At 57.1% G+C, this 16,557-nt stretch carries 11 protein-coding genes and 6 pseudogenes; 12 read left to right on the forward strand and 5 right to left on the reverse strand.

Going from position 1 to position 16,557, the window contains the following annotated elements:
• Positions 1–21: 21 nt before the first annotated feature.
• Complete coding sequence (locus tag JCM13995_RS01920; RefSeq protein ID WP_054661913.1) at positions 22–780, reverse strand: ABC transporter permease; 759 nt, start codon at positions 778–780, stop codon at positions 22–24.
• Positions 773–1,420 carry an ABC transporter ATP-binding protein gene (locus tag JCM13995_RS01925; RefSeq protein ID WP_054661916.1) on the reverse strand — a complete coding sequence of 216 codons (648 nt, stop codon included), beginning with the start codon at positions 1,418–1,420 and terminating at the stop codon, positions 773–775. Before JCM13995_RS01925 ends, JCM13995_RS01920 begins: the two co-directional genes overlap by 8 nt.
• 216 nt (positions 1,421–1,636) lie before the next feature.
• On the opposite strand from JCM13995_RS01925, the pseudogene purR reads away from it, so the two are divergent.
• The 6 genes and pseudogenes from purR to JCM13995_RS01955 all read left to right on the forward strand — a co-directional run.
• Positions 1,637–2,469 (forward strand): annotated as a pseudogene (gene purR, locus JCM13995_RS01930) (pur operon repressor); the annotation flags it as partial.
• Between the two features lie 216 nt (positions 2,470–2,685).
• Positions 2,686–3,447: pseudogene (locus tag JCM13995_RS17980) on the forward strand (VanZ family protein); the annotation flags it as partial.
• Positions 3,437–3,643, forward strand: a complete 207-nt coding sequence (locus JCM13995_RS01940; RefSeq protein ID WP_054661919.1) for a hypothetical protein — start codon at positions 3,437–3,439, stop codon at positions 3,641–3,643. The pseudogene JCM13995_RS17980 and the gene JCM13995_RS01940, both read left to right, overlap by 11 nt.
• A gap of 62 nt (positions 3,644–3,705) precedes the next feature.
• On the forward strand, positions 3,706–5,208 hold the full coding sequence (locus tag JCM13995_RS01945) for a glycosyltransferase (RefSeq protein WP_054661922.1): 1,503 nt from the start codon (positions 3,706–3,708) through the stop codon (positions 5,206–5,208).
• A 109-nt stretch (positions 5,209–5,317) separates the two neighbouring features.
• A complete protein-coding gene (gene glmU / locus JCM13995_RS01950; protein WP_054661925.1) occupies positions 5,318–6,727 on the forward strand; it encodes a bifunctional UDP-N-acetylglucosamine diphosphorylase/glucosamine-1-phosphate N-acetyltransferase GlmU in 1,410 nt (469 codons plus the stop codon).
• 175 nt (positions 6,728–6,902) lie between these two features.
• Positions 6,903–7,871, forward strand: coding sequence for a ribose-phosphate diphosphokinase (locus JCM13995_RS01955; protein ID WP_156314282.1), 969 nt, complete (start codon positions 6,903–6,905; stop codon positions 7,869–7,871).
• Positions 7,872–7,969: 98 nt separating this feature from the next.
• Here the strand turns inward: JCM13995_RS01955 and mscL are convergent, their stop codons facing one another.
• On the reverse strand, positions 7,970–8,341 hold the full coding sequence (mscL, locus tag JCM13995_RS01960; protein ID WP_054661931.1) for a large-conductance mechanosensitive channel protein MscL: 372 nt from the start codon (positions 8,339–8,341) through the stop codon (positions 7,970–7,972).
• Between the two features lie 141 nt (positions 8,342–8,482).
• Positions 8,483–9,508 (reverse strand): annotated as a pseudogene (locus tag JCM13995_RS01965) (YdcF family protein); the annotation flags it as partial.
• A 79-nt stretch (positions 9,509–9,587) separates the two neighbouring features.
• Between JCM13995_RS01965 and JCM13995_RS01970 the strand changes: the two are divergent.
• Entirely contained in the window at positions 9,588–10,031 is a 444-nt protein-coding gene (locus JCM13995_RS01970; protein ID WP_054661934.1) for an NUDIX hydrolase, read from the forward strand.
• Here JCM13995_RS01970 and JCM13995_RS01975 read toward each other — a convergent pair.
• Positions 10,028–11,370, reverse strand: a pseudogene (locus JCM13995_RS01975) (HD domain-containing protein). The gene JCM13995_RS01970 and the pseudogene JCM13995_RS01975 overlap by 4 nt on opposite strands.
• 163 nt (positions 11,371–11,533) lie before the next feature.
• On the opposite strand from JCM13995_RS01975, the gene JCM13995_RS01980 reads away from it, so the two are divergent.
• From JCM13995_RS01980 to JCM13995_RS02005, 5 genes and pseudogenes are all read left to right on the forward strand, one after another.
• A complete protein-coding gene (locus JCM13995_RS01980; protein WP_054661937.1) occupies positions 11,534–11,980 on the forward strand; it encodes a YwiB family protein in 447 nt (148 codons plus the stop codon).
• Between the two features lie 50 nt (positions 11,981–12,030).
• Complete coding sequence (rpoE, locus tag JCM13995_RS01985) at positions 12,031–12,654, forward strand: DNA-directed RNA polymerase subunit delta (protein WP_305068811.1); 624 nt, start codon at positions 12,031–12,033, stop codon at positions 12,652–12,654.
• A 229-nt stretch (positions 12,655–12,883) separates the two neighbouring features.
• A pseudogene (pyrG, locus tag JCM13995_RS01995) lies at positions 12,884–14,480 on the forward strand (CTP synthase).
• Positions 14,481–14,744: 264 nt separating this feature from the next.
• A pseudogene (gene murA / locus JCM13995_RS02000) lies at positions 14,745–16,042 on the forward strand (UDP-N-acetylglucosamine 1-carboxyvinyltransferase).
• Between the two features lie 95 nt (positions 16,043–16,137).
• Positions 16,138–16,392 (forward strand): type B 50S ribosomal protein L31, encoded by a 255-nt coding sequence (locus JCM13995_RS02005; protein WP_054661945.1) that lies wholly within the window; start codon positions 16,138–16,140, stop codon positions 16,390–16,392.
• Positions 16,393–16,557: the final 165 nt, after the last annotated feature.

Raw genomic sequence — 16,557 nt, forward strand, 5'->3', positions numbered from 1 at the left:
GACTGATTGCAGAAAGCCTGGTTACCGCAGCTGCAGGTCCTCATTGAAGAACTGCGGATAGGCGCAGTAGCAGGCGATGACACTGGCCAGACTGGTCGCCGCCAGCAGCATGAAGGTGACCATGATCTGGTACATGATGGCCTTGCTGGGATCGATGCCGGCGAAAATCAGGCCGGACATCATGCCTGGCAGGCTGACCAGCCCCACCGTTTTCGCCGAGTCAATGGTCGGCGCCATGCCTGTTTTGATGGCGTTGCGCACGATGTCGAGCGTGGCCAGTTTGGCGTCGGCGCCTAGCGCCAGGCGCTCCAGCACGGCCTGGCGCTGGTCGTGAAACGACGCGTTCAGGTTGCGGTAGCACAGCCCAATGGCCACCATCGCGTTAGAGGCGATCATGCCGGAAATCGGCACGATCTGGCTCGGCGTGAACTTGACGGCATGGGCCACGACCAGCAGTGCGATTGTCGTAATGGTCGCCACGCTGATCGCCAAAAGGGAGATCCAAAATGCGTAGGGGATGCCGTTGGCCCGCCCGCGCGCGTTCCACGCCGCGTTCAGGATGATGATGGCCACCATGAGCAGCGTCAACGCCGGCCGGTCGACCTTGATGATGTACGTCAACACGTAGCCGACCACGGTAAGCTGGATCACGGCCCGGATCACCCCGACAATCATATCCTTTTCGAGGCCGATGTGCTCCTTGAAATTAACGAGCAAGGCGATGATGACAAGCACGACCGCAAAGGCCAGTGCTGTCGGACTGACAATGAGATTATTCATGTTCGGCCTCCATTCTGCCGGCGGTGATTGTGATCAGCCGGTGGGCAACGGCAATTTCGCTTTCGTCATGGGTCACCGCGAGCACGCTGAGCCCTTGATGCAGGTTCTTGTCTTCAATCAGCTGGTGGACGATGTCCTTGGTGGCGGTGTCCAGGCCTGTCGTCACCTCGTCAAGCAGGATCACCTCTGGGGTGAACAGCAGGTTGCGGATCAGGGCAACGCGCTGCTTTTCGCCGCCGGAGAGTTCCTTGATGGGCTTATCCAGCATGCTGGCCGGCAGGTCGACCTGCTTGAGGGCGGCGGTGGCCCTTGCCGCGTCAAACGGCAGGTCGCGCAGCGTAAACGGGAAGGCCAGATTGTCGCGGACCGAGTCGCCAAACAGGCTTGGCTGCTGGAAGCAGTACGAGACCTTGCGGCGGTACTCGACCTTGGGGGTGCTGCTCTGCGGCTGGTCGCGGTACAAAATGGTCCCACTGGTCGGGGTCAGCAGAGTGGCCAGCAGGCGCAGCAGCGTGCTTTTGCCGGAGCCTGAGGGACCGGAGAAGGTCACGTATTCGCCTTCGTTGACGGTGAAACTGATGTCCTTCAGGATGGCGCGGTTTTCAGTCTTGAACCCGACATGATCTAGTGAGAATAGCAAATGCTCACGTCCTTTCTATCTAATGATCATTCTAATCTAACCCGGAGAGAATTGCATCAAATTCCCGTTTCAACGCCTAATTATTGGAATTAGGCGAACGTTCGGAACTATTTTCTAATAAAGCTAGGAATTTAGGCCAAAATCCCATATAATGTTGAGGATTGGTACCAAATTCGGTGCGATAATCCAAATATTCGGAGTTCAAGGAGATTACTCATGACAAAAGTTCGGCGTAGTGACCGGTTGATCGACATGACCCGGTATCTGTTAGAGCGGCCGCATACTTTAGTGCCGCTCACCTATTTTTCCAAGCGGTACGATTCCGCTAAGTCCTCGATTTCTGAGGATCTGGCAATCGTGCGGCGCGTGTTTGCCAACCGGCAAACGGGGATTCTTGAAACTGTCCCCGGAGCGGCTGGCGGCGTCCGGTTCATTCCCACCATTGGCGAGGAAGAGGCAGAGGCGTTCATCACTGAAATGTCCCACCGGCTGTCCGAAACAGACCGGCTGCTGCCAGGCGGCTACGTTTACCTTTCCGACCTGCTGGGAACGCCGGACGTCCTGCGGCAGATTGGCCGGCTGATCGCGACCCAGTACCTGGACGCGAAGGTTGACGCCGTGATGACAGTGGCCACCAAGGCATTCCAATCGCGCAAAGCGTCAGTCAGTACCTCGACGTGCCGTTCGTGATTGTGCGGCGCGACAGCAAGATCACCGAAGGCTCGACCGTGTCGGTCAACTATGTGTCGGCCAGCTCGGCGCGGATCGAGAAGATGGAGCTGTCCAAGCGCAGCCTGCCTGCCGGCTCGCACGTTTTGATCGTCGACGACTTCATGAAGGGCGGCGGCACCGTCAACGGCATGCGGAGCCTGATCAAGGAGTTCGATGCGGAGCTGGTCGGCATCTCTGTCTTTGCTGAAGGCAACTTCTCCGGCGACCGGATGGTGACGGATTACACCAGCTTGATCCGGGTCGACGAGGTCGACACCAAGGCCAACACGCTGCACGCCATCGCGGGCAACTACCTCGCACAAAATCAAGACCGCCTGCACGCACTGAAAAAAATGAGTGCTTATCTGATTCCCATTAAAAGTGAGGTGATCGCGTTTCCGTTCATCGCACTTTTTGTGTCGTTGCCATTTATGGTCGGACAATATCGCAAGTACGGCAGTTTCCTGTTCTGGCGGGCAGTGGTGCTGTACAGTTTCGTGTTCTACCTGCTGGCGGCGTACTTCATGATCATGCTGCCCCTGCCGAGCCGGGCCAGTGTCGCGGCACTGACCACGCCGCGGTATAACTTGGTCCCTTTCAGCGCGCTGCGAACATTCTTGGCCACGACGGTATTTTCACCGTTTCACCCAGGGACGTGGCTGGTCGCGCTCAGGCAGCCCGGCTTCATTCAACCGGCGTTCAATCTCGTGTTGACGCTGCCGTTTGGGGTTTACCTGCGGTATTATTTCAAGCGCAGTCTGCCGCAGGTGATGGTGATGACGTTTGGCCTTAGCTTGTTCTTTGAGCTGACACAGCTGTCAGGGCTTTACGGGATTTACCCGCGACCGTACCGGTTGTTTGACGTGGACGATCTGATCATTAACACGACCGGCGGGGTGCTTGGTGGTTTGCTCGCCCCAGCGTTGATGCGCGCTTTTCCGACCCGCGAAGAAATGGACCGCAAAAGTTATGCGCAGGGCGCAAGAGTCACGTGGTTACGGCGGTTTGTGGCCTTTGTCATCGATAATGTGGTGGGGGTCGGCCTGACTGTTTTGGTCATGACCCTGCTGGCGAGGCTGTTTGACCTGACCAGTCCGCTGCTAACGTGGTTGATCAACGCGGTGTTCGCCCCACTTGTGGTGTTTGTCCTGAGCCGCTGCTGGCGGGTGGCGCAACGCTGGGCAAGCGCTTGGTCCGCATCCGCGTGGTGTGCGAAGATGGTCGCCCCGTGGGCTTTTGGCGGCTCCTGTACCGCGAGTTTCTACTCTACGGGTTCGCCAAGTATGTCGTGGTCGGCTGAACGCCGTGTTTGCTGAGCTGTTTTCCAAGTTTCATCGCACTGACCTGAACTGGGCGCTGTTTGCGCTGCTCCTTGCGGCCTTTCTTTTCTTGCTGGCCAATTTTATCTGGGAGGTCATCACCCGCGACAATCATTATTTCTACGACGTGTGGGCGAGGACCAAGCAAGTCAGCACTGCTTCGCGCAAGGCGCAGACTAAGGCCACCGATTGACGGCTGCAAGCCAGCGGCGCACCATAGTGTTGACGATGCCTGAATAAAGAAGGAGACCCATCATGGATTATTTCATCACCGACCGGCTGCGGGAGCCGCTTTCCGCCATTGAGCTGGTCATGATCAATCGCGTCAAGCTGTTTGCGCAGGCGGACCGCAAGGCGCGGATCGTCACGCGGGATTACGAACGGCATGTGAGCCGCGTCTTGAAAGGACGGGGGCTGACTGACCGCCAGTACCTCAACATGTACGATTTCTTTCAGCACGTTGCCGATGACGCCGCCCCGCAAAGCAATCCGCGGCTGCAGTTTCCCACGGCCACGCTGGTGCGGGCCGATAATGCCCGACAGGAAAACGTGTTTGTCGAGGAAAGCAGCACGGCCATCGCCACGATCACTTACTTGGACGACGCGTTGACCCAGGTGGACGCAGTGTCGCATTTCAACAGTCTTGGGGCGCTTTACCAGCGCGACCTTTACGACCATGGCAACTGGCTGTCTTTGCGACAGTTCTTTGACGCGGCCGGTCACATCACGACGCAGGAATTTTTGACCCGGCAAGGCACCGTGGTGCTGACGGAGGCGTATGGCCCGGATGCTGCCGGCACTTGGGCAAATCGCGGGATGAAGCTGGTCTCTAAAACTGGCAACACGCGCTTTTTCACCAGTCTTGACGTCCTGTTTGCCTATTTCCTAGACCAAATTGCGGCCCGTGACCACGCCGCGCTGTTCATTGCCGACCGCCACGAAATGGCTGTGTGGCCGCTCAGCCACATGACCGTGCCAGCGCGGCGGGTGCTGCAGATGCACAGCTCGCACACGGTCGACGCTGATGATCCGGAATACAGCCAGATCGCCTACTATGTTCAAATGGCAGTCGATCATGGCTTTGATGCGGTGCTCACGGCGACCAAGCGTCAGCGGGACCTGCTGGCCAAGCGGATCCTCTTGCCGATTTTTGCCGTTCCGATTCGGCCGCTGGCCAGCCTGCCGGCAACCACTAAGCTGGCAGAGCGGCCGGCAAATCATCTGATTGCCATTTCCCGCTTGTCTGCAGAGAAACGGTTGGGCGACACGATTGACGCAATCGACCAAGTGAAGAAGACCCATCCGGCGGTTCAGCTGGATATTTACGGGGCCTCCATGGCAGGGTATGAGGAGGACCACAAGTTGCGGCACCAGGTGGCGGCGCTGAAGCTTGAGGACACCGTGCACTTTCGCGGTTTCGTCAGGGACCTTGGCCCGGTGTATCGCAGCGCGCAAATGCTGATCGTCTCCAGCAAGTATGAGGGGTTCAACATTGGCTTGCAGGACGGACTGGCGTATGGCGTGCCGGCAGTCAGCTACGCGATCGAGTACGGGCCCAAAGAACTCGTGCACGATGGCATTAATGGCCGACTAGTACCCAATGGCGACGTCGCCGCGCTGGCCGCCGCCATCAGTGAGCTGCTGGACAATGATGCGTTGCGCCAGGAGCTCAGCACTGGCGCGCGCGCCAGTGTGGCCCCGTACCTTGAGTCCGCGGCGATCGCAGCATGGGCCCAAGTGTGGACGGCGCTGGGGTGAACGCGCCGCAAACGCCGGCCTTAAGCGGTCTATGCCATTGATATGATTTGCGATGGGTTGGCCGCTGGGCTATGCTTGAGTTATCTTAAAATGAGATAGGAGCATCAACATGACGAAGAAATTCACGCTCATTCTGGCGGCCGGAAAGGGCACCAGAATGAAGTCGAAGCTCTATAAAGTGTTGCACGAAGTCTGCGGCAAACCAATGGTCGACCATGTGCTGACCGAAGTGGAAAAGACGCACCCGGACAAGGTCGTGACCATTGTCGGCCACGGCGCTGAGGCGGTTGAAAAGGCCCTGGGGTCGCGCACTGAGTACGTGGTCCAGGAGCAGCAGCTCGGTACCGGACACGCGGTGTTGCAGGCTGAGCCGCTGATCGGCGATGAAGCCGGGATGACCTTGATTGTGTCCGGTGACACGCCGCTCTTCACGGCAGACACGTTCACCAAGCTTTTTGAGTACCACCAGGACAAGGGTGCCACCGCCACCATTTTGACGGCGCAGGCGCCTGATCCGTTCGGCTACGGCCGAATCATCCGCAGCGACATCGGCACGGTGCAGAAAATTGTCGAACAAAAGGACGCCACCCCGGAAGAGGCCCGGGTTGACGAAATCAACACCGGCGTTTACGTCTTCGACAACCGTGAGCTCTTTGCGGCGCTGCACCAGGTCAAAAACGACAACGCGCAGGGCGAGTACTACCTGCCGGACGTCATTCAGATCATGAAGGCAAAAGGGGACGTCATTGCGGCTTACCGCATGCCTGATTTTTCCGAATCGATGGGGGTCAACGACCGCGTGGCGCTGGCCGCTGCGACCAAGGTCATGCAGGCCCGGATCAACAAGCGGCACATGCAAAACGGCGTCACGCTGATCGACCCGGCCACGACGTACATCGACCGCGACGTCGAGATCGGCCCCGACACCATTGTCGAGCCTGGCGTCTATTTGAAAGGGCACACCAAAATCGGTGCTGGCTGCAAGATCGGCACGCACTCCGAGCTGATCGACGCAACGCTGGAAGACGACGTGACCGTCACCAGCTCAACAATCGAGGACTCGATCATGCGCAAAGGGTCGAACATCGGCCCGAACTCGCACCTGCGGCCGCAATCGGACATCGGCGAAGGCGTCCACCTCGGCAACTTTGTCGAGGTCAAAAAAGCGACGATTGGGCCGCGGACCAAGGTCGGTCACCTGACGTATGTCGGTGACGCGACGCTGGGGTCAGACATCAACGTCGGTTGCGGCGTGGTCTTCGTCAACTACGACGGGGTCAAGAAGTGGCACACCAACGTTGGGAGTCACGCCTTTATCGGTTCCAACTCCAACATTGTGGCACCGGTCGATGTTGCAGATCACAGCTTCATCGCGGCCGGCTCGACCATCACGGATGATGTGCCTTACCACGCGATGGGCATCGCGCGGGCGCGGCAGACCAATAAGGCGGACTTCTGGGACCGCTCGGCGCTCGCCAAAGACGGCGAGTGGAACGCCGACGATGCCCACGAAAAGTGAAAATAGCGGTGAAAACCAGCGGACTGATTCTGAAAGTCGGCTGGTTTTGTTTGGTTAAAATCTGATGACATGTGAGTCGTGCACGCCCTTAACGGGGATGTTCTGGTATAATCGGCTTGTAAAGAACGTATTCAGCTGACTGCGCTGTCGTCATTTTAGTCTGATGGAGGAAAACATGTCTTACTCTGATCCAAAATTGAAGATTTTTGCCCTGAACTCGAACAAACCCCTTGCGGAGAAAATTGCCGCTGAGGTGGGCGTCGAACTTGGGAAGTCCTCGGTGACCCGCTTTTCCGACGGGGAAATCCAGATCAACATCGAAGAAAGTATCCGGGGGGACGATATCTACCTGATCCAATCCACCTCGGCACCGGTCAACGACAACCTGATGGAGCTGCTTATCATGATCGATGCGCTGCGCCGGGCCTCGGCGCACACAATCAACGTCGTCATTCCGTATTACGGTTACGCACGCCAGGACCGGAAGGCGCGTTCTCGTGAGCCTATCACCGCCAAGCTCGTGGCCAACATGCTCGAGCGCGCCGGCGCCAACAGCGTCTTAGCCCTTGACCTGCACGCCGCCCAGATTCAAGGTTTCTTCGATATTCCCGTTGATCACCTGATGGGCGCACCGCTGCTGGCGGATTACTTCATTCGCAACGGCTACACCAACGCCGACACTGTCGTTGTTTCGCCGGATCACGGCGGCGTGACCCGGGCGCGCAAGCTGGCAGAATTTCTCAAGGCGCCGATCGCCATCATCGATAAGCGTCGGCCGCGGCCTAACGTCGCTGAGGTCATGAACATCGTCGGCCACGTGAAGGGCAAGCGCTGCATCATCATTGACGACATGATTGACACGGCCGGCACCATCACGCTGGCCGCCCAGGCGCTGAAAGATGCCGGGGCCATCGAGGTCCAGGTTGCCGCCACGCACGCGGTCTTCTCTGGCCCGGCCATTGAGCGCCTGCAAAACAGCGCCATCGAGCGCGTCGTTGTGACCGACTCGATCAACCTGCCGGAAGCCAAGAAAATTGACAAGTTGACCATCGTTTCGGTCGGCCCGCTCATCGGCCGCGCCATCACGCGGATTCAAGAAAACAAGCCGGTGTCACCACTGTTTGAGAACCGGTTCACCAAGTAAACTGATTGGTGCCTGCAAGTTAACGCCAAAAAGGACCCCACTTCATTTTGAAGTGAGGTCCTTTTTGGTGTACTCGGGCAATCAGTGGGTTTGCGCGCTTAGTCTTGCTTCTGCTTGGCCAGCAGGTCGCGGATCTGCGTTAACAGCTCCTCCTGACTTGGCCCGGCTGGCGCTGGCGCCTTTTTTGGCAGCAACTTGTTGGCCCCGCGGACTAGCAGGAACACAATAAAGGCGATGATCAGAAAGTTGAGGACGTCGTTGATAAACTGGCCGTAGCTGAAGGTGGCACCGGCGACGGTCACACTGAGTTTGGCCAGGCTGGAGCTCTTCAAAAACAGGCCGATCAGTGGGTTGATCAGGTTCTTCGTCAAGCTGGTGATGACTGCGGTGAAGGCACCGCCAATAATGACCCCGACGGCCATATCCAGTACGTTGCCGCGCATGATGAAGGCCTTGAATTCTTTGAGCACAAAGATTCCCCCTTAATGGTTTGTGGTTACCCTCATTGTAGCAAAAGGCCGCTTTGGAAGGCAGAAAAAATCTCCCTGGAAAAGCGCCAGACACGGGGAGGACCTGATCATCGGTTTAGTGAATGAGCCTGCGCTGGCCACCGCGGCCGCCAACAGTGTGATCAAAACGCCGGCGATGATGTGGCGCCGTTTGTGGAGCACCACAAACGCCAAGTACTCGCGAATGACCGCGTTGGGCAGGTAGTAAAACGAGGTGGCGGCACCGACCCCGTTGGCCTTCAGCCCGGCGGCGCGGGCGAAGACCCCGGCACGGAACAGGTGGTAATTGTTCGTGAAGAAGGCGACCTTGACGGCTTTGTTTCCTTCGCGCCGGTCGATCAGCGCCTTGGAAAACTTCATGTTCTGATAGGTGGTCTTGGACTGATCCTCGACCAGCGTGTCCGCCTGCGGCACGCCGTGGGCCACGGCCCATTGCTGCATGGCGCGGCCTTCGGGCAGGGTTTCATCGCTGCCCTGGCCCCCAGAAAAAATGATCTTCGGAGCCGGGCGCCCTTTTTGTTTTTGCTTTTGGTAGAAGTCAATGGCCACCTGAATGCGTGACGCCAGCAGTGGGCTGACGCGGTGTCCTTGCAACAGTCCCGCGCCCAGCACGATCAGGTAGTCGCGATCGTGCCGCGGGCGGTAAAGGTTATACAGCACCAGGATGGTGAGAAAATTGTACAAGGCAACAAGTTCGTAGCCGATCGCCAGGATGAAGAAGGTGCTCAGGCCGGCATACAGCCACGTCGGGACCCAGTTGCGGCCGAAAACAGCGGCCAGTTCTAGAAGTACTAGGCCCATGGCGATGCCCAAGGTCAGCATATTGGCCAGGCTGTGGCCTTCGCGGTGCCAGACCAGCCAGGCATTCCACAGCAGCCACACCAAGTGGAACGCGACAATCAAGGCAATCACCAGCACGAAGATGACAAATAAGGTCAAGGATACGGCAATCAGCAGCCGATTTTTCGAGCCTAAAATGGCCAGCGCAATGGTCAAGAGTGCTGCTAGCGCGAACAGGTTGAACAACATCCCGTTGTACAGGTGACGCGGTTCGTGGATGAAGCTGAAAAGAAAGATGGCGCCCATGATAATGGCCGGTAGGTAAAGCCAAAGGGGCAACGGGGACATTTGATCACATCCTTAGTGGCAGTGAGACAGGGATTCGAGTATAATGAGGAAAAAAATGAGAAAGAGGACGGCAGCGATTATGTCAGAGCCAGTATTTGGCCAGAAGGATCCTAAACTGGATTATCACAAGCGCGTTGGGGTGTACAGGGTGATCCCCGACAAGGACGGGAAGCGCCTGTTGATCCTGCAGGCCCCCAACCACGCGCTGTTTTTGCCAGGTGGTGAGGTGGAGCCCGGTGAAACCGATGAGGAGACCCTGAATCGGGAACTGCTGGAAGAGTTTGGCGTGAGGGTCACCATCGGCGAAAAGCTTGGGACCGCTGCGGAGTATTTTTACTCCCACCATCGCCAGACCGCGTACTATCACCCCGCGACGTTTTACGCCTGTACGGACATTGAGCAGGTCCAAAGCCCGCTGGAGGATTTCAACACACTTATGCTGATGCCGATTGCACTGGCGGCCGCCTCTTTGAAGCGGCCCACGCATCGTTACGGGGTGGCACAGTGGCTCAGGACGCGTTAGCGCGGCTCAATCAGGGAATCGTTGAGGATGTACTGTTGAAATTTAGTGTAGGTGCCGGCGAACAAATCGTCGGCATTTTTGCTCAGCATGACTTTGGGAAAGTAGAAGCGCTTGTCACCGATGGCCTTGCCGGAAATGGCGGCGACCAGCGGCGATAGGGTGGACAGCTCCTCCAAAGTCCCGTCACGCTGGATGATCTCGATCTGGGTCTTCGGGTCGGCAACGCTAGGGTCATACTGATCGTACGGCAAGTCGAAGCTGTCGTTTTCGGCGGTGTAGTACTCAGGATCAAAACCAGCCTCGGCCACGAGGGCTTTGAGCTTCGGCAGCAGGCGCGCCGTTTGGTTCGTAAACGCGACGGACTTCAGCGGGCGCCGGCTCAAAAAGCGGCTGGCGAGGTCCTGCAGCACCAGATCGGGGTAGTCGAGCCAGTAGGTGAAGTACGTGTTCAAGACGCCATCGTCCAGTCGCAGGTAGTCCTGCAGGTTGAACTGGTGCTCAAAAAAAGGGAATGAGCAGCCGGGGGTTGAACCGGGTGTCGAACTTGCCGGCCTCGTACAGCGTCTTGGCACGTTCAAGCAGGTGCGTCAGGATCATTTCCATGCTGCGCGACACTGGGTGGAAGTAGACCTGCTGGTACATCTGGAAGCGGCCGACAATGTAGTCCTCGACGGCGTGCATTCCGTTGGCGTCAAAGCCGATGCCGCCGCGGTACGGCCGTATGACCCGCAGGATGCGCGCCAGGTCGAATTCACCGTACTTGGTGCCGGTGAAGTAGGCGTCTCGCAGGAGGTAATCCATGCGGTCCGCGTCGATCTGGCTGGAAATCATCTGCACCACCTGCGGGTTGGGGTAGGTATGGGCGATGACGCTGGCCACTTTTCCGGAAATCAGGCGCGACGCCCCGCAGCACGGCGTTGACCTTGGTGCTGGGGTCCGTGAGAATACGTCGCGTGATGGCCTCGTGATCGGTGCCAAAAATGTGCTCAAACGTGTGTGAGTACGGGCCGTGGCCGATGTCGTGCAGCAGCGCCGCGCACAGCGCAACGAGCCGCTCGTTGTCATCCCACAGGCCGTCGCCTGGCGTTTGAGTTGGATAGTTGACGGCAAAGTTGTCGCAGATCTGCCGGGTGATCTCGTACACGCCCAGGCTGTGGGTGAAGCGGGTGTGTTCGGCGCCTTGAAACACGTAGTCCGCCACGCCCAGCTGCTTGATGCGGCGCAGGCGCTGGAACTCCGGTGTGTTGATCAGGTCCAAAATGACCTGGTGCTGCACGTGGATGTAATTGTGAACCGGATCGCGGAAGACTTTTTCGCGGGGAAGCAGTTTGATGTTCATCGTTTTCTCCTTCATGAATGGTGGCAAGGCCAAGATTAACGTTAGCCTAATCTTGCTCAATTCCTATTATATGCAAGTTGAAAGCCGGCTGCATCTTTAGTCCCAATTGTGCCCGCCAGTGGTCTTGTAAGTTATAATAGGCAAGAAAGGATGATGGATGCCCATGGATTTAGCACACGGCGTTGACGTAAAAGTGCATCTCGAGACGTTTGTGACCCAGGAAGGCGAAACCGAGCGTCACGTGTTTGACGAACCAGGAACGGTCGTGCAAATGGGGGATACGCTTTATGTGCGTTACCGCGAGATCAATGAAAAAGAACACACCAATTACCCGGTCACGCTGAAATTGCGCGGTGATGGCTCGGTGCAGTTGTCACGCGGTTCCAGCGATGATGACACCCACCTGCGCCTGCATTTTGCCAACAACCGGCGCATCTTGACCCGGTATCGGACCCCGTATGGCGACATTCCGGTGGAGACCATCACACCGCGGCTGGACGTGCGGCTGACGACTGAACCGTTGACCGGTGAAATCTACATCGAATACCAGTTGAACGCAAACGGCCAGCACCTGGGAAATTACCGGTTGCGATTGCTTTTTAGCGCTTGAGCGCGTATGATTCAGAATAGACTGTATTAACCAGAAAGGGCGTGTACCGGTTGAAACTTGATGTATTTGCCGATGCGAACAAGTCGGAATTGTCCATGATCGAGGTGGCGCGCGCCATTCTCGAAGAAAAAGGCGACACGATGGGTTTTGCTGACATTGTCAACGAGATTCAGACCTATCTTGGCAAGAGTGATTCTGAAATTCGCGGGCGCTTGTCGCAGTTCTACACGGATCTGAACGAAGATGGCAGCTTCATCTCGCTTGGGGACAACGTGTGGGGCCTGCGTGCTTGGTATCCGTACGAATCTGTTGACGAAGAGGTCAACCATCCAGAAGACGAAGAGGACGCACCACGCCGCAAGAAGCGTAAGAAGGTCAACGCCTTCCTCGCCGATGCCGGGGATGATGACGACGTGATTGACTACAACGATGACGATCCCGAAGACGATGACTTTGATGCCGATGACAACGAGACCGAAGACACCACAGACGACTTCGACGATACTGACGCTGATGACACCGACGACGAGGACGATTCCTTGCCCGATGGGATCGAGGGCCAGCTGGCCGAATTCTCTGATGATGACACGGATACGGACGATGAAGAGGACGCTGACACACCAGACTTTTCCGGTGACGACGCGGATGCTGACGATTCGGACGAGGATAATTAACGCAAGTGACTAACGCCGGCAGCGGCGTTTTTTTTGTCTCTGGCAAGTCCTTGACACGGACCCCACTTCCCGGTACTATATTGCTTGGGCGCCTGCAGAAATGTCAGGGCCAGACGCTTGCAAGCTCCCTGTTCATCTTGAATAGGGAGCTTGTTTTTGTTATTTCCCGATGTCGCACTCGGCTGCCGCGGTGCAGCCTGCCTCAAAAAAATCATAAAGGAGTCTTCTCATGACCAAGTATATTTTTGTTACCGGTGGGGTCGTTTCGTCGCTGGGTAAAGGGATCGTGGCCGCCAGTTTGGGCCGGCTGCTCAAGAATCGCGGCCTCAAGGTGACGATTCAGAAGTTCGATCCGTACATCAACGTCGATCCGGGAACCATGAACCCATACCAGCACGGGGAAGTGTTCGTCACCGATGACGGCACGGAAACCGACCTTGACCTTGGCCACTACGAACGCTTCATCGACATCAACCTGAACAAGTACAGCAACGTCACCACCGGCAAGATCTACTCGGAAGTGCTCAACCGCGAGCGCCACGGCGAGTACCTCGGGGCGACGGTGCAGGTGATCCCGCACATTACCAACATGATCAAGGAGAAGATCATGCGGGCGGCGACCCACACCGACTCCGACGTGATCATCACGGAAATCGGCGGCACGGTCGGCGACATCGAGTCCCAGCCGTTTCTGGAAGCCATTCGCCAGATGAAGAAGGACGTCGGCCCGGAGAACGTCTACTACATTCACGCAACCCTGGTGCCGTACCTGCGCGCGGCCGGTGAAATGAAGACCAAGCCGACCCAGCACAGTGTGCGGGAACTGCGCAACGTCGGCATTCAGCCCGACATGCTGGTCCTGCGCACCGAAAAGCCGGTCACAGATTCGATGAAGAAGAAGATCGCGCTGTTCACCGACGTGCCGGTTGAATCCATCATTGAATCACGCGACGCCAAGATCCTGTATCAGGTGCCGCTGGCGATGCAGGCCCAGGGCATGGACCAGCGTGTCGTGGACCACTTTGGCTTCGACACGCCGCAGGCCGATATGACCGAATGGCAGGGTCTGGTCAACCGCGTCGAGAACCTGCAGGACACGGTGCGCATCGCGCTGGTCGGCAAGTACGTCGAGCTCAAGGACGCTACATTTCCGTCAGCGAGGCCCTCAAATCGGCCGGCTACTTCTGGAACGCGAAGATCGATCTGGTCAAGTTCCAGGCCGACGACATCACCGAGGACAACGTCAAGGAGAAGCTGGAAGGCTTTGACGGGATCCTGGTCCCGGGCGGCTTCGGCGACCGCGGGCTGGAAGGCATGATCACCAGCATCAAGTATGCCCGTGAAAACGACGTGCCGTTCTTCGGCATCTGCCTGGGTATGCAAATGGCGTCGATCGAGTTTGCCCGTGACATGGCGGGAATCAAGGACGCCTTCACGACCGAGGTCGACAAGGACGTCAAGGATCCCGTGATCGACATCATGGCCGACAAGAAGAACCTCAAGAACCTCGGCGGCACCCTGCGGCTGGGTCTGTACCCGTGCGTCCTGAAGCCGGGTTCCGTGGCGGCCGCGGCCTATGACAACGTGCCGGAAATCCAGAAGCGGCACCGTCACCGCTATGAGTTCAACACCAAGTACCGCCCGGCGCTCGAAGCAAGGGTCTGGTGTTCTCCGGAACCAGCCCGGACGACCGCCTGATGGAGATCATCGAGTACCCGAAGAACAAATTCTTCGTGGCCCCGCAGTACCATCCGGAATTCCAATCCCGTCCGAACAAGCCGGAAGGTCTGTTCAAGGCGTTCATCAAGGCTGCCGGTAATTACTAAGCCGCAAGCCGCAAGTGCCAGCCTGAGCAGGGCTGGCACTTTTTTGCTTTGAGTGCCAGGTTAATTTTCGTGAAAGCCGCGTCAGACTAATGATTTCGGGTTGTGTTTTAGGCGTCAGTTCATTAGAATATAACGGTGAATGCGATTCTTATTTCGCATCATCCTACCAGAGTTCGTGACGTATTGAAGCAATTATTCGAGGCCAGCTTCAGCCTACCTGACCGCCTAAGGGCGCAGTGCTCGTATTAGTGAGGAAAAATCTAAATGAAAAATATGCTGATCCACGGAGGCAAGAAGCTCTCCGGTACCGTTGTGATCGGCGGGGCAAAGAATAGTACCGTGGCGCTTATTCCCGCTGCGATCTTGTCCCGCACCCCGGTCACCTTGGAATCCGTGCCGGTGATCCAAGATGTTTATAATTTAATGGCGATTCTCGACGAAATGAACGTGAAGTCCACCTTCAAGGATTGTGTGCTGCGGATCGACCCGTCGCGCATTCAAAACGTGCCGCTGCCCAGCGGTAAGATCAAAAGCCTGCGGGCGTCGTATTATTTTATGGGTGCGCTGCTTGGCCGCTTCGGCCGTGCCGTTGTCGGCCTGCCTGGCGGCGATGACATTGGACCGCGACCCATCGATCAGCACATCAAGGGCTTTGAGGCGTTAGGGGCGACGGTGACCAACGACCACGGCGCCATTTCCATCACCGCGCCCAAGGAAGGGCTGCACGGCGCACGGATTTTCTTCGACATTTCATCCGTTGGTGCGACCATTAACGTGATCTTGGCGGCGGTGACCGCCCACGGTCACACCGTGATCGAAAATGCGGCCAAGGAGCCGGAGATCATTGACCTGGCGACTTACCTCAACAACATGGGCGCGGTGATCCGTGGTGCCGGGACCGACACAATCCGAATCGAAGGCGTCGATCAACTGGCCGCGCATAATGCACACACCATCATTCCTGACCGCATCGAGGCGGGGACTTACCTCGCGATGGCCGCGGCGGTCGGCGACGGCGTCAACGTGAAGAACATCATTTCGGAACACTTGGACGCTTTTCTGGCGAAGCTGGAGGAAATGGGTGTCGTGATGGACGTCGGCGAGGACAGCATTTTTGTTTACCCGTCAGGCGATCTGAAAATGGTGCAGGTCAAGACCCTGCCTTACCCCGGCTTTGCGACTGATCTGCAGCAGCCCATCACGCCGCTGATGCTCAAGGCCCACGGTGAGGGCATCATCATCGACACGCTGTATCCGAAGCGGGTGCGGCACATTCCGGAACTCGTGCGCATGGGCGCGGACATCACGATCGAAAATGATGTGATCATCGTGCACCACGCCGATCACCTTGAGGCTGCGAAGTGGCGGCCGAGGAAATTCGCGCCGGGGCCTGTCTGATGATCGCCGGGCTCATGGCAGATGGTGAAACCACGATCACAAAGGCGGAAAACATTCTGCGCGGCTACGATCGGGTCATCATGAAGCTGCGCGGGCTCGGCGCAGACGTGCAGTTGGTGGACGCGGCCGCTCCTGAGGAGGAGCCGCTGCGGGCCGAAAACTGATTGCAAGTTTGCCCGCTGCATGATAAAATGCTAGAGTTGTGTATCACAAGTAATCTCTAGGTCAGGCAATGGCTTAGGGCAAAGGAGAAGATATTATGAAGCAAGGCATCCATCCAGATTATCATCCAGTCGTATTCCTGGACTCCTCGACCGGCTACAAGTTCCTGTCCGGCTCAACGAAGAAGTCTTCAGAAACCATCGAATGGGAAGACGGCAACACGTACCCACTGGTTCGCGTTGAAATTTCTTCTGATTCTCACCCGTTCTACACGGGCAAGCAGAAGTTCAGCAAGGCTGACGGCCGAGTTGATCGCTTCAACAAGAAGTACGGTTTCACAACTGAAAAGTAACGTTGATCAATCAAAAGCTTATCTGCGGATGAGCTTTTTTTGTTGCCGAGGTGGCACGTGCGGTTAAGGTCAATGAACACAAAATTTTTGCCGGGCGCGATTGGCGAATAATGGTGTTGTTAAAGGCATTCGGCCGTCTGGTTCAGGATTACAAATTTTATTTAT

The organism is Lacticaseibacillus camelliae DSM 22697 = JCM 13995, from assembly GCF_001311195.1.
GTDB classification, from domain to species: domain Bacteria; phylum Bacillota; class Bacilli; order Lactobacillales; family Lactobacillaceae; genus Lacticaseibacillus; species Lacticaseibacillus camelliae.